25 protein-coding genes are annotated in these 24,156 nt (G+C 66.1%); 16 read left to right on the top strand and 9 right to left on the bottom strand.

Going from position 1 to position 24,156, the window contains the following annotated elements; genetic code table 11:
• The first annotated feature begins 175 nt into the window (after positions 1–175).
• The 3 genes from ON44_RS00200 (at position 176) to ON44_RS53345 (ending at position 2,431) form a co-directional block, all read left to right on the top strand.
• Positions 176–409 (top strand): hypothetical protein, encoded by a 234-nt coding sequence (locus ON44_RS00200; protein ID WP_040685690.1) that lies wholly within the window; start codon positions 176–178, stop codon positions 407–409.
• 10 nt (positions 410–419) lie between these two features.
• Positions 420–1,991, top strand: a complete 1,572-nt coding sequence (locus tag ON44_RS00195; protein ID WP_051181198.1) for an adenylate/guanylate cyclase domain-containing protein — start codon at positions 420–422, stop codon at positions 1,989–1,991.
• Between the two features lie 314 nt (positions 1,992–2,305).
• Positions 2,306–2,431 (top strand): hypothetical protein, encoded by a 126-nt coding sequence (locus ON44_RS53345; protein ID WP_281004995.1) that lies wholly within the window; start codon positions 2,306–2,308, stop codon positions 2,429–2,431.
• Between the two features lie 45 nt (positions 2,432–2,476).
• Here the strand turns inward: ON44_RS53345 and ON44_RS00190 are convergent, their stop codons facing one another.
• Positions 2,477–4,006 (bottom strand): MFS transporter, encoded by a 1,530-nt coding sequence (locus tag ON44_RS00190; protein ID WP_051181196.1) that lies wholly within the window; start codon positions 4,004–4,006, stop codon positions 2,477–2,479.
• Positions 4,007–4,094: 88 nt separating this feature from the next.
• Here ON44_RS00190 and ON44_RS00185 point away from each other — a divergent pair, with 88 nt between their 5' ends.
• The 5 genes from ON44_RS00185 (at position 4,095) to ON44_RS00165 (ending at position 8,880) form a co-directional block, all read left to right on the top strand.
• The gene (locus ON44_RS00185; RefSeq protein WP_040685694.1) at positions 4,095–4,640 is read left to right on the top strand and encodes a TetR/AcrR family transcriptional regulator; all 546 of its coding nucleotides are present in this window, start codon (positions 4,095–4,097) and stop codon (positions 4,638–4,640) included.
• A gap of 63 nt (positions 4,641–4,703) precedes the next feature.
• Positions 4,704–5,576 (top strand): hypothetical protein, encoded by an 873-nt coding sequence (locus tag ON44_RS00180; protein WP_245566945.1) that lies wholly within the window; start codon positions 4,704–4,706, stop codon positions 5,574–5,576.
• On the top strand, positions 5,573–6,601 hold the full coding sequence (locus ON44_RS00175; protein WP_040685689.1) for a DUF4129 domain-containing protein: 1,029 nt from the start codon (positions 5,573–5,575) through the stop codon (positions 6,599–6,601). Before ON44_RS00180 ends, ON44_RS00175 begins: the two co-directional genes overlap by 4 nt.
• Positions 6,598–7,581, top strand: a complete 984-nt coding sequence (locus ON44_RS00170) for an AAA family ATPase (protein ID WP_040685688.1) — start codon at positions 6,598–6,600, stop codon at positions 7,579–7,581. Before ON44_RS00175 ends, ON44_RS00170 begins: the two co-directional genes overlap by 4 nt.
• 3 nt (positions 7,582–7,584) lie before the next feature.
• Positions 7,585–8,880 carry a DUF58 domain-containing protein gene (locus tag ON44_RS00165; RefSeq protein ID WP_040685687.1) on the top strand — a complete coding sequence of 432 codons (1,296 nt, stop codon included), beginning with the start codon at positions 7,585–7,587 and terminating at the stop codon, positions 8,878–8,880.
• A 76-nt stretch (positions 8,881–8,956) separates the two neighbouring features.
• Here ON44_RS00165 and ON44_RS00160 read toward each other — a convergent pair whose 3' ends face one another.
• Positions 8,957–9,763 carry an RDD family protein gene (locus ON44_RS00160; RefSeq protein ID WP_040685686.1) on the bottom strand — a complete coding sequence of 269 codons (807 nt, stop codon included), beginning with the start codon at positions 9,761–9,763 and terminating at the stop codon, positions 8,957–8,959.
• A gap of 41 nt (positions 9,764–9,804) precedes the next feature.
• Here ON44_RS00160 and ON44_RS00155 point away from each other — a divergent pair, with 41 nt between their 5' ends.
• Positions 9,805–10,836: a stage II sporulation protein M gene (locus tag ON44_RS00155; protein WP_083897548.1), complete on the top strand. Its 1,032-nt coding sequence runs from the start codon at positions 9,805–9,807 to the stop codon at positions 10,834–10,836.
• A 725-nt stretch (positions 10,837–11,561) separates the two neighbouring features.
• On the opposite strand, the gene ON44_RS00150 is transcribed toward ON44_RS00155, so the two are convergent.
• Entirely contained in the window at positions 11,562–13,727 is a 2,166-nt protein-coding gene (locus ON44_RS00150; protein ID WP_040685685.1) for an MMPL family transporter, read from the bottom strand.
• A gap of 89 nt (positions 13,728–13,816) precedes the next feature.
• Between ON44_RS00150 and ON44_RS00145 the strand changes: the two genes are divergently transcribed.
• Positions 13,817–14,449, top strand: coding sequence for a TetR/AcrR family transcriptional regulator (locus tag ON44_RS00145; protein ID WP_040685684.1), 633 nt, complete (start codon positions 13,817–13,819; stop codon positions 14,447–14,449).
• On the opposite strand, the gene ON44_RS00140 is transcribed toward ON44_RS00145, so the two are convergent.
• Positions 14,442–15,857: a hypothetical protein gene (locus ON44_RS00140; RefSeq protein ID WP_040685683.1), complete on the bottom strand. Its 1,416-nt coding sequence runs from the start codon at positions 15,855–15,857 to the stop codon at positions 14,442–14,444. The two genes, ON44_RS00145 and ON44_RS00140, sit on opposite strands and share 8 nt — an antisense overlap.
• 200 nt (positions 15,858–16,057) lie before the next feature.
• Here ON44_RS00140 and ON44_RS00135 point away from each other — a divergent pair, with 200 nt between their 5' ends.
• On the top strand, positions 16,058–16,696 hold the full coding sequence (locus ON44_RS00135; protein WP_040685682.1) for a class I SAM-dependent methyltransferase: 639 nt from the start codon (positions 16,058–16,060) through the stop codon (positions 16,694–16,696).
• On the opposite strand, the gene ON44_RS00130 is transcribed toward ON44_RS00135, so the two are convergent.
• Entirely contained in the window at positions 16,697–17,464 is a 768-nt protein-coding gene (locus ON44_RS00130) for an SDR family NAD(P)-dependent oxidoreductase (RefSeq protein ID WP_040685681.1), read from the bottom strand.
• 56 nt (positions 17,465–17,520) lie between these two features.
• A complete protein-coding gene (locus tag ON44_RS00125; RefSeq protein WP_040685680.1) occupies positions 17,521–17,889 on the bottom strand; it encodes a MerR family transcriptional regulator in 369 nt (122 codons plus the stop codon).
• A 57-nt stretch (positions 17,890–17,946) separates the two neighbouring features.
• Here ON44_RS00125 and ON44_RS00120 point away from each other — a divergent pair, with 57 nt between their 5' ends.
• Together ON44_RS00120 and ON44_RS00115 are read left to right on the top strand one after the other, a co-directional pair.
• The gene (locus ON44_RS00120; RefSeq protein WP_040685679.1) at positions 17,947–18,789 is read left to right on the top strand and encodes a polysaccharide deacetylase family protein; all 843 of its coding nucleotides are present in this window, start codon (positions 17,947–17,949) and stop codon (positions 18,787–18,789) included.
• A 41-nt stretch (positions 18,790–18,830) separates the two neighbouring features.
• Positions 18,831–19,307 carry an Rv1443c family protein gene (locus ON44_RS00115; RefSeq protein WP_040685678.1) on the top strand — a complete coding sequence of 159 codons (477 nt, stop codon included), beginning with the start codon at positions 18,831–18,833 and terminating at the stop codon, positions 19,305–19,307.
• Between the two features lie 3 nt (positions 19,308–19,310).
• On the opposite strand, the gene ON44_RS00110 is transcribed toward ON44_RS00115, so the two are convergent.
• A complete protein-coding gene (locus tag ON44_RS00110; protein ID WP_040685677.1) occupies positions 19,311–20,195 on the bottom strand; it encodes a DMT family transporter in 885 nt (294 codons plus the stop codon).
• A 345-nt stretch (positions 20,196–20,540) separates the two neighbouring features.
• Between ON44_RS00110 and ON44_RS00105 the strand changes: the two genes are divergently transcribed.
• The 3 genes from ON44_RS00105 to ON44_RS00095 are packed head-to-tail and all read left to right on the top strand — an operon-like array spanning position 20,541 to position 22,411.
• Positions 20,541–21,539 (top strand): iron-containing redox enzyme family protein, encoded by a 999-nt coding sequence (locus tag ON44_RS00105; protein ID WP_040685676.1) that lies wholly within the window; start codon positions 20,541–20,543, stop codon positions 21,537–21,539.
• A gap of 31 nt (positions 21,540–21,570) precedes the next feature.
• Positions 21,571–22,224: a HemK2/MTQ2 family protein methyltransferase gene (locus tag ON44_RS00100; protein ID WP_218007495.1), complete on the top strand. Its 654-nt coding sequence runs from the start codon at positions 21,571–21,573 to the stop codon at positions 22,222–22,224.
• A complete protein-coding gene (locus ON44_RS00095; protein ID WP_040685674.1) occupies positions 22,202–22,411 on the top strand; it encodes a CDGSH iron-sulfur domain-containing protein in 210 nt (69 codons plus the stop codon). Before ON44_RS00100 ends, ON44_RS00095 begins: the two co-directional genes overlap by 23 nt.
• Before the next feature lie 7 nt (positions 22,412–22,418).
• Here the strand turns inward: ON44_RS00095 and ON44_RS00090 are convergent, their stop codons facing one another.
• Both ON44_RS00090 and ON44_RS00085 read right to left on the bottom strand, forming a co-directional pair.
• On the bottom strand, positions 22,419–22,931 hold the full coding sequence (locus tag ON44_RS00090; RefSeq protein WP_245566944.1) for a DUF2231 domain-containing protein: 513 nt from the start codon (positions 22,929–22,931) through the stop codon (positions 22,419–22,421).
• A gap of 602 nt (positions 22,932–23,533) precedes the next feature.
• On the bottom strand, positions 23,534–24,156 hold a 623-nt coding region (locus ON44_RS00085; protein ID WP_040685673.1), incomplete at its 5' end, for an AI-2E family transporter.

Raw genomic sequence — 24,156 nt, 5'->3', positions numbered from 1 at the left:
CCACATCTGGTTCACCCGCATTGTTCGACGCGCACGATGTGCTGCCCACTGCTAGGCGCAGTCACTCCACTCCCTGCGGGACTACCGCCGCCAACTGACGCCACGGTTTATCGGCCGATTCGTGCGGCCTGACAGATGGCGCCGTCCGAGGCACGAGACCCTTCGATCGGTCGCAATGCCACATCTGGTTCACCCGGCATTGTTCGACGCACGGTGTGGTGCCCTGCTGCTGGCAGAAGTCACGCAGCGGGAACTGCCGCTCGCCAACGGACCGGCGGCCGCAGGATGTGGGCTGCACGGTGGCTATATCTGGTGCGTCGCGGCATTGTCGGCGGGTGCGGGTGAGGTACCGGACATCGTCGAAGCGATGTGTGGCGCTGGCTGCCGTTGGCACCACAGTGGCGCATAGTCTGCAACGCATGCCCGACAGTGATGTGCGGACCGTGCCGGATGCGGGGACCGCCCCGTGGGGGTCGCGGCTGCTCGGGTCGACGGCGGAGTCGGCGGGGAAGCGGCGGATTCGGGTTCAATTGCTGTTGACGGTGCCGTTGTTGATTGCGAATGTCACCGGGATTACCGTCTCGATCGCCTTGATCGGCTTCGTATTGCCCGGGCCGACAATATTCACCAGGCGGCTGGTACTGCTCAATTTCGTTGCTACACCGCTGTATGGGGTGCTGGCGCTGCTGATCGGGATGTGGTGGGGCACGACGCGCGGGCTGCGTGCGTTGCGCTGGGCCATCGATCCGGATCAGGTGCCGAACGAGGCGGAACAGATCGCCGCCACGCGGGTGCCGATGCTGCTCGTGCGGTGCCAAGCGGTGCTGTGGCTGGGCGGGATGGCCCTGCTGACCACGCTGTACGGACTGTCGGATCCGGCGCTGATTCCGAAAGTCGTCTTCGGCATCGGGATCAGCGCAATCGTGGTGTCCGCCAACAGTTATCTGATCATCGAGTTCGCGCTGCGACCCTCGACCGCACGGGTACTCGAGGCGGCGGCCTCACGGCGGCGGCGCGGGATCGGTGTCTTCGGCCGGTCGATTCTTGCCTGGACGCTCGGCTCCGCGGTGCCGGTCGCAGGCTCCATGGTGCTCGCCATCATGGCGCTGACCATGGACAACATCAGCACGGCGCGGCTGGCGGTGTGCATGCTGGCGCTCGGCGGGGCCGGGCTCTGCTTCGGTCTATTGCTGATGGCGCAGACGCTTTCGGCGACGGTCGCACCCATTCGAGGTGTGCGGCGCGCGCTGCGTCGGGTGGAGGACGGCGATCTCGATGTCGCGGTCACGGTGTACGACGGCACCGAATTGGGTGAGCTGCAAAGCGGATTCAATCGCATGGTGGCGGGACTGCGTGAGCGCGAACAGATCAGGGATCTGTTCGGCAGACATGTCGGCCACGAGGTGGCGGAGGCGGCGCTCGAGCGCGAGCCGAATCTCGGCGGTGTGGAGCGCGAGGCGGCGGTGCTGTTCATCGACATCATCGGCTCGACGACCATGACCGCCACCCGTCCCGCCACCGAAATCGTCGCCATCCTGAACAGCTTCTTCGAGATCGTGGTCGACGAGGTCGAACGGTGCGGCGGCCTGCTCAACAAGTTCGAGGGCGACGCCGCACTCGCCGTCTTCGGCACACCGGCTCCGCTCGACGACGCGGCGGGCACGGCCCTGTCTTGTGCCCGCGCCATCCGAAACCGCTTGACCGCCAAGGCCTCCGATTTCACGGCGGCCATCGGCGTTGCCGCGGGCCGAGTGGTCGCGGGCAATGTCGGTGCGCACCAACGCTACGAATTCACCGTCATCGGCGATGCGGTCAACGAGGCGGCCCGCCTCTGCGAACTCGCCAAAACCGACCCCGGTCGTCTGCTCACCTCGGCGTCCACCATCGCCGCCGCCGATCCGTCCGAGGCAATGCACTGGCAGCTCGGCGAGTCCGTCACGCTCCGCGGCCGAGTCGAACCGACCGGATTGGGACGGCCGCAACCGGATTAGCCGGTCGGCACTACATACCCGTATCCGCACCCATTACCCGATACCGGGCATGAGCACGGAACCATACAACTGTCCGGAACTGGACAGCCATCCCGGCGAACCGCTGAAGCACCAGGTCAGAACGGTAATTCCGAGACAACGCGACGCGACCGCACGCCTGTAAGCACCGATCTCATACAGACCGGTTGGCTTTCCATATGACTTCGCCCCCGCTCCGGATACGGAACAGGGCGCGAAGTCCGCACCGCGGTATGCCCTTACGCTTGCGCCGTTCGCAGGCGTAGGGCGGCAATCAAGGCACCACGGCGGTACCGATGGCGGCGCTGACGAAGACCCCGTCCGCCGACCAACCCGTCCGGATCGGCGCGAGCCGACCGCACCGAAACGCGACCACCGCGGCAATCGGCAACACCACGGCCGTGCCGATCGCGGCAACGTGAACGCCGGATACGGAACAGGGACGAAATCCGCACCGCGATATGCCGTTACGCACGAGCCGTCCGCAGCCGGAAGGCGACCACGGCGGCGATCAAAAGCACCACCGCGGTACCGATGGCGGCCATATGAACGCCCGAGACGAACGCCTCGTGCACCGAGGTCAGAAATCCATCGGCCACCGACTGCGGCAGCTGACGAGCGAATTCGGTGGCACCGCCGAGAGATTCCGAGGCCGCACCGGTCTGCGCGCTCGGCACCTGGGACAGGTCGAGCCCAGCACGGAACACTGCCATGGTCACGCTGCCGAGCACGGCGACACCGAGTGCGATGCCGGCCTCGTAGGCGGTCTCCGAAACAGCCGCGGCCGCACCGGCCCGCTCGGCCGGAGCCGAACTCACCACCAGATCAGACGAAACCGTCAGTGCCACACCGACACCCGCCCCGATGAACAGGAACCCGAGGATGAACGGCACCGTACTGGTCGCCGTATCCGGGCTCAGCCACAGGAACAGCGCCGCACCGATCGCGGCGAGCACCAGCGCACCACCGAGCACCAGTCCGGGACGCAGCACTCGAACCAACCACGCCGCCGCCAGCGAAGCGAATACGCTGGCCGCGAGACCGGGCAGCAAGAGCAGTCCGGCCTGCATCGGCGAATGCCCGAGCACCAACTGCAGATACTGCGAACCGGAGAACAGCACACCGGCCAGCGCGAATACCGCGAGCAGATTGGTGAGCACCGCGGTGCGGAACCTCGGCAATGCGAACAGCTTCAGATCGAGCATCGGATGCGCGAGACCGCGCTGCCTGCGCACGAACAGCACACCGGCGATCACGCCGATCGCGCCGATCACCAAGAGCCGCAAGCTCATACCGTGCGCCGCCACCTCCTTGACCGCATACACCACCGGCACCAGGGCCAGCATGGACAGCACCGCGCTCGCCAGATCGAAGCGACCGGGCTTCGGGTCGCGGGATTCCGGAATGAGCACCGGGCCCACCGCGAGCAGTACCAGCATCACCGGCAGATTCACCAGGAATACCGAACCCCACCAGTAATGCTCGAGCAGCCAGCCGCCGAGCAGCGGACCGGCCGCCGCACCGCCACCGGCCATCGCGGCCCAGACCGAGATGGCGACGGTGCGCTGTCGCGGATCCAGGAACATCGAACGGATCAGACCCAATGTCGCGGGCATCAGGGTCGCACCTGCGACACCCTGCAATACCCGTGCGGCGATGAGCATCTCCGGATTGACCGACCAGGCGGCGAGCACCGAGGCGAGACCGAATCCGACGGCGCCGATCAGCAGTAACCTGCGCCGCCCGATCCGGTCACCCAGATTGCCCATCACGACGAGCAGTCCGGCCAGCACGAACGAGTACACGTCGATGATCCACAGCAGCTGCGGCGTGGTCGGTGCCAGTTCCGCGCTGATCGCAGGCACCGCGAGGTCGAGCACGGTCGCGTCGACGGCGAGCAGCAGTAGGGCCAAGGCCAGCACCACCAGTCCGGCCCAATCGCGCGCCGTGGCGCGCGGCGGCACGAACCCGGTGTCCTTTTCGATCTGTGTGGTCATCGCCTTCTCGACTTCCATCGTTCGGTCTTATTACCGTCCAGACGGTACAGTAACTCGACCTTACCGTCCAGCCGGTATAGTGACCGGAGTGACCGCGAACACCCGCGACCGGATCCTGGACGCACTCGAGACCCTGCTACTGGAAAAAGGCATGTCCCAGGTGACCCTGGAGAATGTCGCGGCGACCGCCGGGGTCTCCAAGGGCGGCCTGCTGTACCACTTCAAAAGCAAGGACGCCCTGCTCGCCGGCCTGGTGCGCCGACTGAGCGAACGCGCCGAACAACAACTCGGCGACGCCGTCGCCAAGGGCACATCAGTGGCCGAGTGGTATCTGCAGACCCCGAATCCGAACAATGCCTCGGACGCGCTCGAATTGACGCTCTACCGTTCGATGGTCGCGGCCATGCGCACCATCGACGCCAACTCCGGCCCGGAAACCGACGAGGTGCAGCAGGCGCTGTCGGACATGATGGACGGCTGGTCGGACGGCCTGGACAAGGACATCGACGATCCGGTGCGGGCCGACATCATCCGTTTGGTCGGCGACGGCGTCTATCTGCGCGCGCTGCTCGGCCTCCCACCGGTCGACCCGGCGCGATACCGGAAAGTCGTGGAACGACTACTCGAGCGCTGAGCAGACGCACCATCCGTATGTTGCGCCCCGCCTGGCGGGTCGCCGACGGCTAGACTCGGCCGCGTGTTACCAGCCGCCGAGTCGGCCGGTGCCGTCGGGGCGGGGAACGATCCGGTGCCAACCTCCCCTGGAACGACGGTGCCGATCCGCCCACTGAGCTTTCGCGAACTGCTCGACGAGCCGTTCGCGCTGATCCAGGCGAATGTCGTCGTGCTGGCGGGCACGACCGCGATCGGACTCGTCCTCGCCGAACTGCTGGTCGTCGCGATTACGGGCGGGATTTCCTATCTGACCGACGGCTCCGACGCGGGTACCGCGTGGGCGGCGATCCTGTCGACGGCCGCCGCCGCCTGGTTGCTGCGGTTCCTGTTGCGCGGGATGACGATCGCGCTCGGACTCGCGACCGTCGCCGGATCGCCGATCGGCTGGCGCACGGCGCTGGGCCGGGTGGGTGCGGTGGCCGTTCCGCTGTTGGCCTTCCACATGCTGTTCACGCTGGTCGGAATCGGCGTGCTGATCGTCGGCAGCCTGCTGATCATCACCTATCCGTTCGCGCTGATCTGGCTCGGCTATCTGCGCGCCGGACGGTTCGTCGCGGTGCCGGTGATCTTCGTCGAACGGACCACGCACGCCGGTGCGGTCGCGCGCTCGAAACTGCTCGTCCAGGGCGCGCAGTCGTCGATAACCGGATTGTGGTTCGCCTGCCGTGCGCTGGTCGTCCTCGTCGCCGTGCCGCTGCTCGGTATTCCGTGGTACCTCTCGGATTTCACCGGCACTCATCGCTGGCAGGTCATCGTCCTGCTGTCGACGTCCGCGCTGTTGATCATCGCCTTCGGTGAAGTGGTCGAGTCGGCGACGCGGGTGGTCTCGTATGTGGATCGCCGGTGCCGCCGCGAAGGACTCGATATCCGGGTCCCCGGAACGGATAAACGATGACAGAACCCACGCCACCGCCACCACCACGACTCGGACCCGCGGACACCCACCGCGACGCCGCCGAAAACGCCGCACTGCACCGGGATTTCGACACCGCGCTACGCGAGCGGTTCCGCGCGGTACTACGCGGCCTGGAACAGCGCGGCATGCTGGAGGTCCGCCGCTCGCGGACCGCGCGGGAAACCGCCGACGACGCGACGACCGCGCTGCCGCTCGAGGATGCGAGCGAATTACATCCGGCCGCACACAGTTTCGACGAGGTCGTGTACGGCGGCCGCCGCGCCACCGAGGACGAGTACCGCCGCCTCGAATATGCCGACCGCTACTCGCGCAGTGCCCCACCGCCCGCACCGGAACCAGTCGAAGCGACGATCACCGAGAAGACCAAGACCCGCAGACGACTTCCGCCGCTACCGGAGCTGCTGCGCAATCCGAAATTCTGGGCCGCGCTGCTCGCCGCCATCGCACTGGTCGTGCTGCTGTACGCGGTGTTGAATTCGTGTGCCGCGCCCGCGCCGCATAAGCCGACACCGCCGGATATTCCGCCGCCCAAACCGCCCGAGCAGCATCCGGATGACAACCGCGACTCCGGCTTCGGTGCGGGCCGGGATTCCATCTTCGGCAGGCTGCCCGCACCGGTCGCCTTCGGCGGCCTGCAATTCCTCATCGCCGCGGCGGTGCTGGTGTGGTGGCGGGCGCGTCGTCGCGGTGCGCTGGTCGGCGAACCGCGACCCGTGGAAGTGGCCGCGAACGAACTGCTCGGTGGCCAGGCGGCGCTCTATCGCCGGTCGAAGGACCACGAACATGTCGCGGCCCGGCTGCGCGCCGCCACCCTGCGCCGCATCCGCCCGATGCTCGGCGTCGGCACCGATGTCACGCCGGACCGGCTGGTCGCGACCGTCGCCGCGCGTACCCGGGCCGATCCGGCCATGGTCGGCGCCGCACTGTACGGGCCGGTGCCCGATGCGAGCACCCTGCAACTCGTTGCCACACAACTCGAATGGATAGAGGCGGAGGTCGGATGACCAGCACGGACACCAACCACACCCCGACCGCCGAGGAGGCAGGCGCCGCATTCGCCGCACTGCGTGCCGAGATCGGCAAGGCGGTGATCGGCAACGACACCGCCATCATGTACCTGGTGCTCGCCCTCCTCTGCCGCGGCCATGTGCTGCTGGAAGGCGTTCCCGGCGTGGCGAAGACGCTGCTGGTCCGTGCGCTCGCAACGGCCCTGGATCTGGAGCACGCCAGGGTCCAGTTCACCCCGGACCTGATGCCGGGCGATGTGACCGGTTCGCAGATCTACGATCCGCACACCACCGAATTCACCTTCCGGCACGGCCCGGTCTTCACCAATCTGCTGCTCGCCGACGAGATCAACCGCACGCCACCGAAAACCCAATCGGCGCTGCTGGAGTCGATGGAGGAGCGTCAGGTTTCGGTGGACGGCAAGCCGCAGCCGCTGCCGGACCCGTTCGTCGTGGTCGCCACCCAGAACCCGATCGAGCAGGAGGGCACCTATCCGCTGCCGGAGGCGCAGCTGGACCGGTTCCTGTTCAAGGTCGATATCCAATTGCCCGGGCGCGATGACGAATTCCGCATTCTGCAGCGGCATGCGGGCGGCTTCGATCCGCGCGATCTGACCGCCGCCGGTCTGCGTCCGGTCGCGGGTCCGGCGCATATCGCCGCGGCGCGGGCGGCGATCACCCGGGTCACCATCAGTCCGGAGGTGCTCGCCTACACGGTGGATATCTGCCGGGCCACCCGCAACTCCCCGGCGGTCCAGCACGGCGCGTCCACCCGCGGCGCGACCGCGCTGATGGCGGCCTCGCGCGCGTTCGCCTGGCTGAACGGTCGTGGGTTCGTGACCCCCGACGATGTGAAATCGGTTGCGGTCGCGGTACTTCGGCATCGGCTGCATCTGCGCCCCGAGGCGGAGTTGGACGGTGTGACGACCGAGGGCGTCATGTCGTCACTGCTTCTTTCGGTTCCGGTTCCGGTGTAGCTCGTGGTCGTTACCGGTCGGCTCGCCCTGACGGCGGCGGTACTCGCGCTGTTCGTCTGCTTCGTCATGCCGTCGTGGCTCGGTGTCGTCCTCATGACGAGCGTGCTTGCCGCCCTTGTACTTTTCGACCTCGGCACGGTGGCGCGAGCGCGCGACCTAACGCTGACCAGGGAATCGTTGACCGTGATCCGGCTCGGCCGCAGCGCCGAGGCGGAACTCGGCGTGGTGAACAACGGAACCAGGACCGTGCGCGGGCGGCTGTGGGACGACTGGCCCGGCAGCGCTCGCGCCGAAACCCGCACGCACCGACTGGATCTGCCGCCCAACACCCGCATGCGAGTACAAACCACGTTGACACCCACCTACCGCGGCGATCGGGTCGCCGGTCCGGTGACGGTGCGATTGTTCGGCCTGCTCGGTATGGCCGGATGGCAGAGTCGCCACGCCGTGCCCGCGCGGGTCCGTGCGCTGCCGGAATTCCGCAGTGAACGGCTGCTGCGCTCGAAAGTCAAACGGCTGCAGCATCTCGAGGGCCGCAATGTCGCGAATATGCGCGGTCAGGGCACCGAATTCGATTCCTTCCGCGAGTATGTCGCGGGTGACGATGTGCGGGCCATCGATTGGCGTGCCACTGCTCGCGCCACCGATGTGCTGGTGCGCACTTGGCGTCCGGAACGCAACCGGCACATGCTGATGGTGCTCGACACCGGCCGCATCAGCGCGGGCCGCGTCGGTACGGGCACCCGGCTGGACGCGAGCATCGAGGCCGCCCTCTTGCTCGGCGGATTGGCCGCGGCCGCAGGCGATTCGGTGGATCTGCTCGCCTATGACCGGCAGGTCCGCACCGAGGTCCGCGGTGTGGGCGGCCGCCGCCTGCAACTGAAACTCATGCACGCCATGGCGGGCGTCACCCCCGCACTGGTCGATACCGACAGCGCGGGCCTGGTCCGCGCCGCCATCCAACGCGCCCGCCGGCGCAGCCTGGTGGTCTGGTTCACCAGTCTGGACGGGGCGGCCGTCGAAGAGAATCTGCTACCGGTCCTGCCTACCCTCGCACAACGCCACCGCGTCCTGATCGTCTCGGTCACCGATCCCGACGTGGCCGCGGCAGCCACCAAACGCGACACCCTCGCCGACCTCTACCCCGCTGCCGCCGCCGAATCCCTCATCGCCGAACGCGCCCTGGTCCAGGAATCCCTGCGCCGCATGGGCATCGACGTCGTCGCGGCCGCACCGGAGCGCCTCCCCGAAGCGTTGGCCGACGAATACCTGGAGCTCAAACAGTCCGGCACTATGTGACTCCGAGATCGCTCGGCGGCGGGCCCGATGCGGCCTTGGCATCATGACCATATTGCCGAGGAAGATTCGATGACGCTCAGCTCGCCCGGGCGATCGGCATCGGACGCGGGCCCGCCATCACCATCGGGGTGATGATCGGGGCGAGGGTGCGGCGTTGGCGTTCTGCGATGACCGCGCCGAGGATCTGTACGGGTGGATACCCGGCGGGTACCGGGATCTGCAGGCGGTCACAGACGGCGAGGAGCAGGGTGTGGCCGAGGTTCGCTTGGGCGGCGGGGCTGAGGGTGTTGATGCGGGACAGGTACTGGCGTACCGCGAGTGCGAGATCCTCGGTGATGCCGGACAGGTCCAACTGTCCGGACCAGGCGACGAGCCAAGGCGGCGCGACGGCCAGCAGCGGGAAGGGCACGCGGCGCTGGCTGTGCACGACAACGGTGCCGGCGAGAACATCGCCGACCCGGCGCGCATTCGGCGAGCACATCGAGGTGATCACCCCGACCGCACCGAATGCGCCCAACATCCAGAAGTCGACGATCACACCCGCCAGACCGCGGGTCAGGGCGTGGCGGAAGTCGATCGGCCCGCCGTCGCCGCGCACCACCCGGAGCCCGAGCGCGAGCTTGCCGACGGTTCGGCCGCGCATGAGGGTTTCGCAGACCACCGGATAGCCGACCAGCGTTCCGACGATCGTGGTGATGGCCGCCGCGCTGTACCACGCGGAGTCGGCGCCGAAGTAGAGCAGCGCCGCGCTGAGGCCGAGCATCAGCATGCTGCCCAGCATGAATTGCACCAGCACGTCCAAGAGGAACGCGGTGGCCCTGGTCGGGATCCGGGCGATCGGCAGCTCGAGTGCGACCGCTTCGCCGGTGGTGAATTCAGCCATGTCGATAGCATTCTTCCGACCGGCGGTATGGGAGGCAACCAATGGACGTAGATGCGTACAGCTACGCACAGCGGGGGGCATGGGATCGACTGGCCTATCTGGCCGGTCGGCGCAAGCTGAGCGGCGCGGAAGCCGACGAGCTGGTCGCGCTGTACCGGCGCACCTCACAGCAGCTGGCGCGGCTGCAATCGCACAGTCCGGATCCGGAACTCATCGCCGGACTCAGCGCACTGCTGACCAAGGCGCGTGGCCGGGTGCTCGGCACCAAGGGCGACGCGTGGAGCCAGGTCGGCCGGTTCTTCACCCACCGATTCCCCGCGACGCTGTATCGGGCGTGGCCGTGGTGGGTCGCGGTGGCAGCGGTCTTCGTCATCGTCTCCACCGGTCTGGCCGTCTGGATCGCCGGTTCCGGTTCGGCGCGCGATCTGTTCGGCATCTCCGATCGCAACGACTGGCTCACCGCACCCGGCGGCGAATTCGAGACCTACTACTCCGAACATCCGCACGACGCGTTCGCCGCGCAGGTGTGGACCAATAACGCCTGGGTGACCGCGATGGTGCTGTTCACCGGGGTGCTGATCCTGCCCGCGGTGTACCTGCTGTTCGGAAACGCGCTCAATACGGCGGTGACCGGCGGGTTGATGGCCGATGCCGGTCGGCTCGATTCGTTCTTCGGATTCATCCTGCCGCACGGCACACTCGAGCTGACCGCGGTCTTCGTGGCCGGCGGGGTCGGCCTGAAGCTGGGCTGGACGCTGATCGATCCGGGACGGTCGAGTCGGCTGGAGGCGGTCGCGCGCCAGGGCCGGGCCACCGCAACGGTCGCGCTCGGTCTGGTCGCGGTGCTGCTGGTCTGCGGGCTGCTGGAGGGTTTTGTGACACCGAGTTCGATGCCTGTGCCGGTGAAGGTCGGCATCGGATTCATCGCGGAGGCACTGTTTCTCGGCTACGTCTTCGTGGTGGGTCGCCGGGCCGCACTCGAACAGGACGCCCGAGCCGCGGCGGCACTGGGATTCGGTGGCGCTGAAGAGGATTCCGCGAAGCGCTGGCAGACAACGCCGAGCACACGGTGAGTAAAATGGGTCCGGGCAATCGGTAGCAACGCTACGTAACGAACGAGTTTCGAAGTCCCCCAATTGAGTTCCGCTGGCCGCAGCGAGTCCAGCTCAGCTGCGGCCAGCGTTACCGTCAACTCTACACAATCGTTATCCCGATGCAACCCTCCCCGCCGAGGTCAGGCGTATAAAGCAGCACCCCAGCAAACCCAGGTGGGCACCTCGTTTTTCAGTAGTCCAGCAAACTTTCGGCGCCCATTCGGGCAGCCGACACCAGACCTCGGAACCAACGTTCGGCATGTGATCCCAGATCACGATCCAGAAACCACAGGTCGCAGACAAACATTCTTCGAGCGATTAGCCGCATTGTTAACATAGAGTCCTCAATGGTTACTGATTACCGCTCGGACCTGCGCATTCACTGCCGATAATTGGCGTTGCTGACAGTTGGATGCGGTAAAAGAAACTTCAGGTTTGTTTACTGCGTTATAAACGTGATCTACACCTAGTCGTAACCCTCCGAGGTGGACTTACATCCGGTCAAGATCATGATTAACCAGTTGCGCAAATGCGGTCGCTGGAGTATCGAATCGGACCGCGGTCAGCACCACGGCCGCAACCATAACCGGCTCTGTGATCTCTGCCACCTTCCTCGCTCGACCTGGCCGAATCGGGCGAAATCGACAGTGCGACAGCAGAACGCGGCCCCGCATCTATGTATGCGGGGCCGCGTGACGTACGTCTCAGGCTTCGGCCAGACCGAACCGCCCGTACGCCAATCGCAACGACTTCGGCGCGTACCAAGCCGCCCTACCGAGTAGTCGCATCGCGACCGGCACCAACACGCCGCGCACCAGCGTCGCGTCGATCAGAATCGCCAACCCCGCGCCGAGTCCGAAGAACTGGATGAACCGCACGTCACTGCTGGTGAAGGCGAGAAAGCTGATCGAAATCAGCGCCGCCGCGGTGGTCACCAAGCGGCCGGTGCGGGCCAATCCCTCGATAACCGCTTCCTTCGTGGACGCACCGCGATCTTGCAGTTCCTTGATCCGGCTGATCACGAAGACCTCGTAGTCCATCGACAGTCCGAAGGTGATGCAGAACAGCAGCAGCAACATCGAAACATCCAGTGGCGCAGGGGTGAATCCGATCAGTCCGGACAGGTGCTCCTGCTGGAAGACGAACACCATCAGCCCGAGCGTGGCGGCCAAACTCAGCACATTCGACAGCAGTGCGCGCAGCGGCTGCACGATGCTGCCGGTGAACAGGAACAGCAGTACGAAGGTGGTCACGACGATCCACGCGATGGCGATCGGCAGTTTCGCACCGATCGAGGCGAGACTGTCGCGCAGTTCGGCCACCTGGCCGCCGACCAGCGCATTGGCACCGGCCGGACCGGGCACCTCACGCACGCGATCGACCAGATCGCGGGCGGCGGACGAATTGCGGTCCAGATCGGTGAGTACGGTCAGGCGCTGCGCGTCCGGGCGGGCGAACCGGGCATCGGCGGATGTACTCGCCCTCAGCTGGCCGTGGACGAAAGTGCCCGCACTCGAATCGACCTGGGTGACGTGCTCGACCCTGGACAGGGTGCGCGCGTAATCCGCGAGCGGCGCTGCGGCAACGCCGGTTTCGGTGATGACCGACAGCGCATTGACATCGCCGCCGCCGAAATCGTCCCGCATCGCGTCACCGACCTGACGCACCTCGGTGCTCGTCGGCAGCACCCGATCGTCGGGTGTACCGAACTGGACGTGCAACAGCGGCGCGGCGGCGAGCAGCAGCACCGCCACCACCGGCACACCCGCCAGCAGCGGCCGACGCATCGCGAATCCGGCCACTGCGGCCCAGAACGGCGTTGCGTCACCGCGAATCCCACGGACACCGGGCACCCGCCACGCATCGGTCCGCGCGCCGAGCACCGCGAGCAGCGCGGGCAATACGACCACCGCGGCAATGGCGGAGATGGCGACCACGCCGATGCCGCCGTAGGCGAAGGACCGCAGGAAGTACTGCGGGAAGATCACCAGCGCGGACAGGGCCGCCACGACGGTGGCCGCACTGAAGGCGATGGTGCGCCCGGCCGTCGATACGGCCGCGATCACCGCATCGTCGGGTTCGGCGCCGACCGCGCGGCGTTCGCGGAAGCGGCTCACCATCAGCAGCCCGTAATCCACCGCGAGCCCGAGTCCGAGTCCGGTGGTCAGATTCACCGCGTAGATCGACACATCGGTCACGGACCCGAGGATCGAGAGTTCGGTGAAGGTGCCGAGGATGGCGATCCCGCCGACCACCATGGTGAGCAGCGCGGCGACCACATTGCCGAAGGCCAGCACCAGCAACGCCAGAATCAGCGGCACCGCAACGGCTTCCGCGAGGCCGAGATCCTTGCCGATCTGCTTGGTGATCGAGTGGAAAATCGCGGTGCCGCCGCCTACCTTGATCTGCGCGACCGGGCCGTCGGCGCGGTAGGTCTCGACGATAGCGGCGGCGGACTTCTCCTTATCGGTGGCGTCCTTATCGACATTGCCCGCCAGGACGACGGCCGCGGTCCCGTCCGCTGAGCGCATGGCCGGTGATCCGGTATCCCAATACGAGACGACATTGGTCAGGCGCTGGTCGGCCGCGAGCCGCCGGGCCAGATCGCGGCCGATGGTGGCGACCTCGGTGCCGTCGACTGTCTCCTGTTTCGCCTCGATCAGGAAGACGTAGTCGGTATCGGCGCCGAATTCATCGGCCAATCGGGTCAGCGCGGCACTGGATTGGGCATTGGGATCCTGCTGGCCACCGGGCTGCATCTTGCTGAAGGCCGTCGCGCCGACCACACCGCCCGCAATGAGGGCGAGCACGCCGACGACCAGGATCCAGCGGGCGCGGTGGACAACGAATCTGCCGAGTGTTTCGAACATATCGGGTCTCCGATCGGGCATGTTGTCATGCGTAAACTTTATGGGTGTTAACTTGCCACGGCATGTGTGCGGGTGTCAACATCGATGCGATGACGGATTCGGAAACAGCAACGAAGCGCGCCACCCGCGACGGCCCGTATCACCACGGCGACCTGCGCAATGCCCTGGTGCGCGCCGCCGCCGAACTCGCCGAAACCGGTGGGCCGGAGGCGGTGACCGTACGCGCGGCCGCCCGGCATGTCGGCGTCACTCCGACCGCGGCCTATCGGCACTTCACCAATCACGAGGAGTTGCTGAACGCGGCACAGGAACAGGCTCAGCACACCCTGTTCGGCGCAATGGCCGAGACGATGGCGAGCTTGGCGCCGCGAGCGGATGCGATCACCCGACTGGGCGCGGTGGGTCGGGGCTACATCACCTTCGCGCTGCGCGAACCCGGCCTGTTCCGCACCGCGTTCTGCGGCGACCAAATGCCATCGCCCGCCTTCGATCTGCTGGCCGGGCTCTTGGACGAACTCGTCGACGTCGGCTTCCTCGACCCTGCGGACCGACCGGACGCCGAATACGCCGCCTGGTCAACGGTGCACGGTATGGCCTCACTGATCATCGACGGCGTACTCGACGACCTCGACGATGCGGCCAGGGATAACGCGATCCACCGGGCCCTCGCGGTGGTCGAACGGGGTTTGGCCACCGGACCGAATGCTCCCGACTTCAGCTGACGCGCAGGATTCCGGTGATCGTGCCCTGCAGGATCTTGCGGTCGTGCGTGATCAGCGGTGAGGTCTGCAGCGGGTCGTCGACGATGGTTCCCGCCAGCGGCCTATGCGAAATCACCGCGCCGGTATCGGGATTCACGACGGTGAACGCGTAGCCGTCGAGCGGGGTGGTGATATCGAGTCCGACGCGCGTCACGGTGTAGATGGCGCCGTCGGCGGTGGACAGATGCGGAACAGCCGCGCTGCGAATAGTGTTCTCCCACACCGTATGGCAGCCGGTGTCGTCGACATCGACCCTGGTCATCCCGCCGACGAACGGTGCGGCGGCCGGAACGGCCTGGCCCGCGCCCTCGGGGACCGTGGGGTACGGGTAGCCGTAGGTGCTGGCGACGAACAGGGACCGGCCGATACCGATCGGCGAGTTCTCGCTGCCTGCACCACCACGGGTGAGCACCGGCTGCGAGCACACCAATTGCCCAGTGCCGGAACGGAAGACCAGTGCGTTGACCTGTCCGTCGGCATTGTCGACGATGGTCAGATATTCCGCGCCGGAGGTGGGCCCGAAGTAGGTCGGGGTGGAGCCGGTACCCCAGCTGAGTTGGCCGGGCTTGCGCGCCGATCCGCGGTCGTAGGCCGCGCGCCACAGCACCTCCGGTCGCCCGGTAGCGTCGGCGCGCAACTCGTACAGCGCGTGCGTGGTGGCCACCGCGACCCGACCGCTCGGTGCCGACGAAATGCTGTTGGCCACCGACTCACCCGCGGGCAGCGCAACGGTGGCCGCAGCACCCGCAGGCGTCACCAGACCGACGAGACTCTTACCGGTGGCGAACCAGACATTGCCGGACCAGTCCGGTACCAGCCCGGTCACGTTGTCGCCCACCGGAATTACGGAGCTGAGATCGGTGGACGAATCGATCGACAGCCGCCATTTGCCCGCCGCGTCACGCGAGTGGCCGACGCGGAGCAGCGTGCGGTTACCGTCCACGATGACCAGGCGGTCGGCATTGTCCAGATAGGCATAGACACCGCCGAGCAGACTTCCCTTCGCGATCTCCAGCGAAGCCAGCGGAGTGCCCACCGGACCGACGAAGGACGCATCGAGCAGATGGATGGTCGGAGTCTGGCCGATCACGGGTGTGCACAGCGCGACGATCAGATTGTCCGACCCTTGCAGCAGGGTCGGACATGCCGAAGCCAGCGGATACCCGGCCACCGAAATCCCACCGGTGCCAGGCCCGGCCAGCGGCGTCGCATCCGACGATCCGGCATCACCGTGCATGGTCGCGGTGCCGAGCGGCCCGAGGTACGGATTCGGCGGTGCCAGCGGACCCCACGATCCCGCCGCCCCGGCAGTACCGATCGGCGCGAACGCCAGGACGGCGGCGGCAAGGAGTACCAGCGGTGATCGCATCGGGTCAGCTTGCTCCCCCGCCTCCCAGCACCTTTTGCCGATCGTCGAGAGCCATGCCGGTACCGTCGCCGACCGGCGGTTGCGTGTGAGTCGAGTCCTGGACGTACCCGACGAGTTACCCATGTTCATACGAAATCAGCAGTCCATCCGGTATGTCTTGCCGTGTCCGATTCGGAATGTCGGCCGATACTATGGCCGCTATGAACGGAATCCGGACCCGCGTGCTGTCCACGATTGCCGGCCAACTCGGCAATCCGCACGGAACGCTCGGCAAGGGCTTCGCCTTCATACTCAATCGCGGTAATAAGCGCGCCATCGCCGGCGCTATCGATGCGGCCGGGATCGCGGCGAACGCGACGGTCGCGGATATCGGATTCGGCGGCGGCGCAGGCCTTTCAATACTGCTCGAACGGGTCGGCACGAACGGGACGGTGCACGGTTTCGAGATCTCGCCGGACATGTTGACCAGGGCGAAGTCGAAGTTTGCCGAGGAAATCCGTACGGGCCGAATGCAACTCGCGCCAGGCTCGATGACCGATCTGCCGCTGGCCGATGACGCACTCGATGCCGCCATCACCGTCAACACCGTCTACTTCGTGCCGGATCTGGCCGCCGCGTTTGCCGAACTCGTGCGCGTCGTGCGTCCAGGTGGCAGCCTCGTCGTCGGTATCGGCGATCCGGACGCGATGGCGAAAATGCCGTTCACCGCATACGGTTTCACGCTGCGGCCGGTGGCCGAGGTGATCGCCGCGCTGGAAGGCGCGGGCTGCACCGTCGACCATGAGCAACTGGCCAATCCGCCGATTCCGCATCACCTGCTCGTCGCCCGACCCGCCTGACTACATCAGTGCGCCGCCGTCGATGCGGATCTCCGTGCCGGTCATATAGCGACCGTCATCGGAGGCGACCATGGCGACCACGCCGGCGATATCCTCCGGACTGCCGAGCGCACCGCCGTTGAGCCAGCCGGTCAGGCGCGAGAACAGCTTCGGATCGAAGCCCTCCGGCTGATCGAGGATGGACTTGGTGGTGATCCCACTGGTGATGCCCGCGGGCACGATATTCACCGCCCGCAGCCCCTGCTTGGCGTATTCCAGCGCGATCGCGTGCGTGAAGGCATTGACGCCGCCCTTCGACGCCGCATACGACGCCAGATAGGGCGCGGCGCTGAAGGCCGCGGTCGAGGAGAGGTTCACGACGACGCCGTGGCCGGACTCCAACAGCGCGGGCAGCGCACTCTGGGTCATCAGGAAGGTCCCGGTGAGATTGACCCCGATCACCTGGTTCCACACCTCGAGCGGCATTTCCTCGGTCCGCGCGGGCCGCAGAATGCCCGCCGCGTTCACCAGCACATCCAGTCCGCCGAGGAATTCGACCGCTTCGCCCGTCGCGGCGCGCACCGACTCGATATCGGCGATATTCACCTGCACGGTGCGCAGCCGCTCGGTCGCATCACCCGCCTTGGCCGCGGTGCTCTCCAGACCCGCCGCATCGATATCGGCGGCGACCAATGTCGCCCCCTCATCGAGCAGCCGCAGGGCGATCCCCTGCCCGATACCCGATCCTGCTCCGGTGACCAATACACGGCGGCCGTCAAATCTACGCATGCCAAAAATTAGAACAGGTTCTCATTAGGAGTCAACAGGTTCTGGCGGAACCGAGGTCAGGAGGCAGCGTTCGCGCGGACCGCCTCCAGGTATTCGGCGATGGCGTCGCGGTTGCGGGACAGGCAGCGGATGCGGTCGGACATGCGGTCACGTTCACGTTCCAGGATGGCCAGCATTTCCGCGGTCGCGTCCGGGAAGTAGATGGTGCGCGGCTTGTCCAGGCAGGGCAGGATCTGCTTGATGATGCGGGTCGGCAAGCCCGCGTCGAGTAGGCCGCGGATCTGTAGGACCCGGTCGACGAAACGGTCGTCGTAACTGCGATAGCCATTGGCGCAGCGGTCGGCGACGATGAGGCCCTGTTCCTCGTAGTAGCGCAGCAGCCGCCGCGAGGTGCCGGTGCGCTCCGACAGTTCTCCGATCCGCATAGAATTCCACCTCGTATTTGACCTTCACACGTATGTGATGGTTCGAGCATATGCCGCATGGACAACGCACTCTTCGACTACAGCCCGATCGTCGACCGCGCACCCATTCGGTGGCCCGACGGTGCCCGCGTCGCGTTCTACGTCGGGCTCAATATCGAGCACTACCAGGTGGACCGGCCCTCGACCAGCATCTTCCCCGGCACCGCCGCGCTCACCCCGGATCCGCTGAACTACGGCTGGCGCGACTACGGTCCCCGGGTCGGCATCTGGCGGGTGATGCAGGTGCTGGACAAGTACGGTATCCGCGCCAGCGCCCTGCTCAACTCCGATGTCGCACACCATAATCCGCAGATCATCGCCGCCGGGCGGAAGCGGAACTGGACCTGGTTGGCGCACGGCAAGAACAACTCGATCTTCCAGGCCGATATGTCGATCGACGACGAACGCTCCTACCTCACCGATATCGTCGAAACCATCGAGCGTGCGACCGGCCGCCGCCCGCGCGGCTGGATGGGGCCCGCGCTCACCGAGACCTTCCACACCCCGGAACTGCTCGCCGAACTCGGCCTCGACTATGTCCTGGACTGGACCAATGACGATCAGCCGTATCGGCTCAATGTGCCCGGGGTGCTGAGCGTTCCGTACTCGGTCGAACTCAACGACATCGGCCTGTTTCTCGGAACCGGTTTGCGTGGTGCGGATTTCGTGCAGATCGTCAAGGATCAGTTGGACCGGCTATATGAGGAGTCCGGCCGCGTCATGGCCCTCGCACTGCACCCCTTCGTCATCGGCCAGGCCTTCCGCATCAAATATCTGGAGCAGGCCTTGGATTATGTGGCGAACCATCCAGGCGTATGGCTCGCCACCAGTGACGAGATCGCCGATGCCGCGGCTGTGTGAAGGCTATTGCGAGCAGCGCCGCCGAGGACCATCATTCACCTATGAGTAAGGTAACCCTAACTACCGAGCTGCCGATCGACGCCGAGGTGGCATGCGCACTGGCACGGACGCCGGAGTTGTTCGCCTACGTTGTGGCACCGATCCTTTCGGTGCCACAACTGCAAATCCCGGACCACGTCGAACCGGGCGCCGAGGGTTCCGCCCGCCTCTGGTGGTTCGGCATCATCCCCTCCTGGCGCCATCACCTGCGTCTGGTGCGACTCGATGCCCGCGAGATCTACACCAACGAATGGGGCGGGCCCGTCCGCACCTGGAACCACCGCCTCACCTTCGAGCCGATCACCGAATCCAGCTGCCGCTACACCGACGAAATCGAAATCGACTCCGGCCTGCGCGGCGCCCCGACCCGCATCTTCGTCCACCTGATGTTCCGCCACCGCCACCGCCGCTGGCACCGACTCGCGACCCTCCTCGCCAACAGCACCGTCGAGCTCCGCGCGCCGGCCCGCGACCGCTGAGCGTTACAACCTGGACTGCAGGCTGGTGTGGACGAGCGCGGTGGTCAGTAAGGCCGCGCCGACCAGACCGGTCGGGGTCAGCCGTTCACCGAGGATTGCGGCGGCCAAGATCGCGCTGGTCAGCGGTTCGAGGAGGGCGAGCACCGCAGCTGTGCCCGCACCGACTTCGGAGAGACCGCGCAGGTACAGCGTGTATGCCACTGCGGTGGATATCAATCCGAACACGATTACCAGGACAACGCTGTGTGGCGTCGGGTGGAAGGTGAGTCCGGATATCGCCGCGAGCGGCGTCAGCAGCACCGCACCGCCGGTGACGGCGAAACCTGTTGTGGTGATCACGTCGAGGCCGGGCACCGGACGGGCGCTGATCAGAGTGAGGGTCGCGAAGGCGCAGGCGGATACCAATGCCATTGCGGCACCGGCGAATATCCCGTCATCGGCAGGCGCGCCGACCAACAGGATCACCCCCGACACCGCGATTCCGATCGTCGCCGCGCGCCGACGATCCAGGATCCGCCTGCCGGTCAGATGTTCCAGCAGCGAGACGACCACCGGTGACATTCCGAGGGTGATCAGCGTCGCCAGGCTCACCGACGAGGCCGCGACCGCACCGAAGTAGCTCGCCTGAATGATCGCGACAAGGACCGCGACCACACCGATCCTGCGCCAGGCCGAGGTGTTCCGCGGCAACGGCCGCCGCGTCACGGTCAGCAGCGCGATCAGCAACAGCCCGCCGACGGCGAGCCGACAGGCGGCGACCGATACCGGCGAAAGACCGGTCGCACGAAGCAGCAGGATGCCGAGTAGACCGCCGGTCCCCGCCGACAGTCCGGCGCCGACAAGGCAGAACAACCCGAATCGGCTGACCGTGGATATAGCAGTGGACATTCGCGCTCCTGCGACAGAAATGGATTGGGGTCGCGGAAGCGAGGTGCACAACCGAACTCACCTGCCAGATAGGACGCGCGGTCCTACACCTCGCTCAGGAGGTCGGCGGCGGGACAATCAGGAGCAATCGGTGCACCCGACCGATACTAAAGACCGCCCGAACAAGCTGTCATTCGATTTTCTGCCGCATTCACAGCGGGCTACGAGTCATCGCCGGTTCCCTACGGCATTTGCCTACGCGGGATCGGCTATTCCTGCGGGTAACAGCATGGCGGCTCGCCGAGCACTGTCGTCACCACCGACATTGTTGGATATCGCATGAGGTCGCGGGGAGTATGAGGAGGTATGACGGTCACCACGGATATCCGACCTCGCCCCCTGCCACGCCCGCGCGGCACCCTGTCCGAGGCGGTGGTCGGGCTGTTGCGCGGAATACCCGGCAAACCGGTGCCGGAGACCCGATCGCTCGATCCGTACAGCGAGGATCTGCAGCTTGCTCTGCACACCTGCTACGAGCTGCACTATCACGGATTCGCCGCGGTGGACCCGGAATGGGAATGGGATCCCGGATTGCTGACCATGCGAGCCGCCATGGAGACCGTATTCCTGGACGCTATGCGCGCGGAGGTATCCGGAGGCGATGATCTCGAATCGGAGCTCGACGAACTCCTGGTGACACCGATCGAATCCGCCGGTCCGTCCCGGTTCCTCCGAGACGAGGGCCAATGGTGGCATATGCGCGAGTATTTCGTGCACAGGTCGATCTATCACCATAAAGAGGCCGACCCCTACGCCTGGGTGATCCCGCGCCTGCGCGGACAGGCCAAAGCTGCTTTCGTCGCGGTGGAATTCGACGAATTCGGCGGCGGCCGCGGTGAACGCATCCACGCGCGACTTTTCGCCGAGCTCATGGCGGGCGCGGGCCTCGACGCCGAATATCTGCATTACCTCGACGCCGTCCCGGAACCGATGCTTTCCCTCGTGAACATGATGTCGCTGTTCGGCCTGCACCGGTCGCTGCGCGGTGCGCTCGTCGGACATTTCGCGACTGTCGAAATCGGCTCGTCACCGGCGTCGTCACGCCTGGTCGACGCCCTGCGGCGACTCGACGCGGACCCGGCCTGCGTGCGGTTCTACCAGGAACACGTGGAAGCCGATGCGGTACACGAACAGTTGATGCGCACAGATGTAATCGGTGACCTGATCGCGCATGAGCCCGAGCTGGCGGAGTCCATGGTCCTCGGCATTCAGGCCACAAATCTGTTGGAGGACCGCTTCGCCGACCACATCTTCGACGCCTGGCACGCCGGACGCAGCTCCTTGCTGCCCGGTGCCGATGTTTAGGGCGGTCCGAACGGATCACCCAGAGAATATGATGTTGGTCCGCGCTCCCGGCGTCTATCGACCTCAGCACGACACGCGGTTGCTCATGCACGCACTTTCGCAGGCGGGCATCCCGCGCGGCGGTCGCGTACTGGATATCTGCACCGGCACCGGGGCACTCGCCGTCGCCGCTGCCCACCATGGTGCCCGCACCGTCACCGCGGTAGACGTTTCCCGCCGCGCGGTGGCCACCGCCTGGTTGAACTGTCGGATACACGGCCTGACCATCCGAGCCCTGCACGGCGACTTCGAGGCGATACTCGGAACCGACCGCTTCGATCTCGTCCTCGCCAACCCGCCCTACGTGCCCGCCCCTCGAAGTGCCCCGGATCGCGGCGGTGCCAGGGCCTGGAACGCGGGAGAAAAGGGACGAGCCATCCTGGACCGGCTCTGCGCGGTGATACCGCACCTACTCGAACCGGGCGGCGTCGCGCTGACCGTGCATTCGGGTCTGTGTCATCCGGATACGACCCTCACCCAGCTGCGGAACGGCGGACTAAAGGCCGCCATCGTGGCGCGCTCATCGGTGCCGTTCGGTCCCATCATGTGTGAGTTGACCCCGTGGCTGATCTCGACCGGAGTGATCGAGCCCGGCCAGAACCGAGAAGATCTGGTGGTGATCCGTGCCGACAAACCCCGACCGTGAACCCCGACGGATTCGGCTCACGACCGATGGCCCGGCCCTCATCGAAGGGCCGGTCGAATTCGTCACCCCGGACGGACGGACCATTCACTCCGACCGAGTCGTCGTCGCGCTGTGTCTGTGCCGCCGTTCGTCGAACTACCCGTTGTGCGACACCAGCCATCGCAAGCACCGACGACCCGAGCCCTGATACGGACTCAGTGCCGGTACCCGGAGGCCTGAGTGGTCTCATCGGCCACCCGCACGCCGTAGTGGTAGGCGAGCTTGCCGCCGAGATAACCCGAGACGCCCAGCACGGCGAGGGCGATGATCGACAGCACCAACTGGCCCATCGGCACGGCGCCATCCGGCCCACTACCGGACTGCCGCCACCAGAAGTCGACGGCGAAGGCGACCGTCACGATCAGATTCAGGCTCATGTGGACAAGGCCCGTGCGAAATGCCGAGGTGCCGGTCGGGATCGCGAGCAGATCCAGCAGACCGACCACGGCCGCGACCAGCGCGCCGAGCACACCGACCGCGATGAGCCATGCCGCACCACGGGCGAGAGACTGCGGGTCGCCCGCAACATGTGAAGCGATATCGAATACCACACTCGCCACCCATGCCCCGATCGGCACGGTAACGAGGATCGGGTGGAACGGATGTCCATACGGGCCGGCCAGCATCGCGCTGACCGGGCGCTTGGCATGCTGCATGTCACTGGTCACGACAACCTCCTCGCGCTGCTCCGTTCGGTCGAGTGGAAACCACTCGGCCACACTGGGCGCATACCCACTCGGTTTCGACCAACACGCGCTGATCTGCGGTGATCCGAGTGTCGCGAGAGATCGGTCTCGACCCGACGTCAACCTCGGCTCATCGCAGGACCGCCCTGCTAACCGAGCATCACGTGTTCGACGGCGCCAGCCTTACTTGCGATGCCGTCCGGGGCGAGAAGGCGCCGGAGCGAGAGGTTGTAGCTGGGTCGTATCGGCCAATGGGTCAACACGTAGCGTCGCGATGAAATCGGCCACCGAGGCGAAGCCCGCGGCGTAAATGTACGAGAGGAGTTCGAACGCGGGGACCGTTGCATCGGACCGCTCCATACTGGCTCCCTTTGCCAGGCTGATGGGTGATAGCACAGCAACAAGGGAGCCGGCATCCAGCCCGGAACCCCTGTCCGGTGTACAGACAACGGCGGCTATGTAACAGCACCTATCACCTGAGGCCTACCGATCCACCGGAATGAGCGGAATCCTAGCGAATAAATGGCTATCACGGGGCAGTTTGCCGATTCGATCCAGTCGGCGAGCGGAGCCCGTATCTCTGGCTAGCGTTCGTCCAGGGACGGCAACACCGTTTCACTGATGATCAGCAGCACCGCGGCAGCGACGGGGATGGCGAGCAGGGCACCGACGATCCCGAGCAACGCGCCACCGAGCAGAACCGACACCACCGTCACGATCGCCGGCACCCGCACCGTTCTGCCGATGATTCTGGGCACCAGCACGTAGTCCTCGAACAACCGCAGGACGATGAAGAAGCTGATGGTGGCCACCGTGACGGGCAGGGATACGGTGAGCGCGACCAGGGCCACGATGATCCCGGCCAGAGTGGAACCCACCACCGGGATCAAGTCGAGGACAGCGACCAGCACGGCCAGCAACAGCGGGTAGGGCACGTCGAAGATCAGCAGCCAAATGAAGGTCAACACCGCCGTTATCACCGAGATGACCAAATTCCCGAGGATGTAGCCGCCGACCTTCACGAAGATCTCATCGCCGATCAGGATCGCCCGCGGTCGGCGCGAGCGCGGAAACAGCCGATAGATCGAAGCGCGAACCTGCGCGAAATTAGCCATGAAATATCCGGTCAGCACCGCGACGATCACCGTGCCGCTGACGATACTGAACACGAGGCGGCCCGCGCCGAGGACACCACCGGCCAGCGTTG

The sequence above is a fragment of the Nocardia vinacea NBRC 16497 genome (genome assembly GCF_000308835.1).
Lineage (GTDB): Bacteria > Actinomycetota > Actinomycetes > Mycobacteriales > Mycobacteriaceae > Nocardia > Nocardia vinacea.
Note: the sequence above shows the minus strand (reverse complement) of the source record. Positions and strands in the feature narration are given on the sequence as shown.

What these genes read in the sequence shown, in the direction of transcription:
- ON44_RS00200 (WP_040685690.1), top strand. Translation starts at nt 176, where the DNA reads ATGCCACATCTGGTTCACCCGGCATTGTTCGACGCACGGTGTGGTGCC.
- ON44_RS00195 (WP_051181198.1), top strand. Translation starts at nt 420, where the DNA reads ATGCCCGACAGTGATGTGCGGACCGTGCCGGATGCGGGGACCGCCCCG.
- ON44_RS53345 (WP_281004995.1), top strand. Translation starts at nt 2,306, where the DNA reads ATGGCGGCGCTGACGAAGACCCCGTCCGCCGACCAACCCGTCCGGATC.
- ON44_RS00190 (WP_051181196.1), bottom strand. Translation starts at nt 4,006, where the DNA reads ATGACCACACAGATCGAAAAGGACACCGGGTTCGTGCCGCCGCGCGCC.
- ON44_RS00175 (WP_040685689.1), top strand. Translation starts at nt 5,573, where the DNA reads ATGACAGAACCCACGCCACCGCCACCACCACGACTCGGACCCGCGGAC.
- ON44_RS00170 (WP_040685688.1), top strand. Translation starts at nt 6,598, where the DNA reads ATGACCAGCACGGACACCAACCACACCCCGACCGCCGAGGAGGCAGGC.
- ON44_RS00160 (WP_040685686.1), bottom strand. Translation starts at nt 9,763, where the DNA reads ATGGCTGAATTCACCACCGGCGAAGCGGTCGCACTCGAGCTGCCGATC.
- ON44_RS00155 (WP_083897548.1), top strand. Translation starts at nt 9,805, where the DNA reads ATGGACGTAGATGCGTACAGCTACGCACAGCGGGGGGCATGGGATCGA.
- ON44_RS00150 (WP_040685685.1), bottom strand. Translation starts at nt 13,727, where the DNA reads ATGTTCGAAACACTCGGCAGATTCGTTGTCCACCGCGCCCGCTGGATC.
- ON44_RS00145 (WP_040685684.1), top strand. Translation starts at nt 13,817, where the DNA reads ATGACGGATTCGGAAACAGCAACGAAGCGCGCCACCCGCGACGGCCCG.
- ON44_RS00140 (WP_040685683.1), bottom strand. Translation starts at nt 15,857, where the DNA reads ATGCGATCACCGCTGGTACTCCTTGCCGCCGCCGTCCTGGCGTTCGCG.
- ON44_RS00135 (WP_040685682.1), top strand. Translation starts at nt 16,058, where the DNA reads ATGAACGGAATCCGGACCCGCGTGCTGTCCACGATTGCCGGCCAACTC.
- ON44_RS00130 (WP_040685681.1), bottom strand. Translation starts at nt 17,464, where the DNA reads ATGCGTAGATTTGACGGCCGCCGTGTATTGGTCACCGGAGCAGGATCG.
- ON44_RS00125 (WP_040685680.1), bottom strand. Translation starts at nt 17,889, where the DNA reads ATGCGGATCGGAGAACTGTCGGAGCGCACCGGCACCTCGCGGCGGCTG.
- ON44_RS00120 (WP_040685679.1), top strand. Translation starts at nt 17,947, where the DNA reads ATGGACAACGCACTCTTCGACTACAGCCCGATCGTCGACCGCGCACCC.
- ON44_RS00115 (WP_040685678.1), top strand. Translation starts at nt 18,831, where the DNA reads ATGAGTAAGGTAACCCTAACTACCGAGCTGCCGATCGACGCCGAGGTG.
- ON44_RS00110 (WP_040685677.1), bottom strand. Translation starts at nt 20,195, where the DNA reads ATGTCCACTGCTATATCCACGGTCAGCCGATTCGGGTTGTTCTGCCTT.
- ON44_RS00105 (WP_040685676.1), top strand. Translation starts at nt 20,541, where the DNA reads ATGACGGTCACCACGGATATCCGACCTCGCCCCCTGCCACGCCCGCGC.
- ON44_RS00100 (WP_218007495.1), top strand. Translation starts at nt 21,571, where the DNA reads ATGTTGGTCCGCGCTCCCGGCGTCTATCGACCTCAGCACGACACGCGG.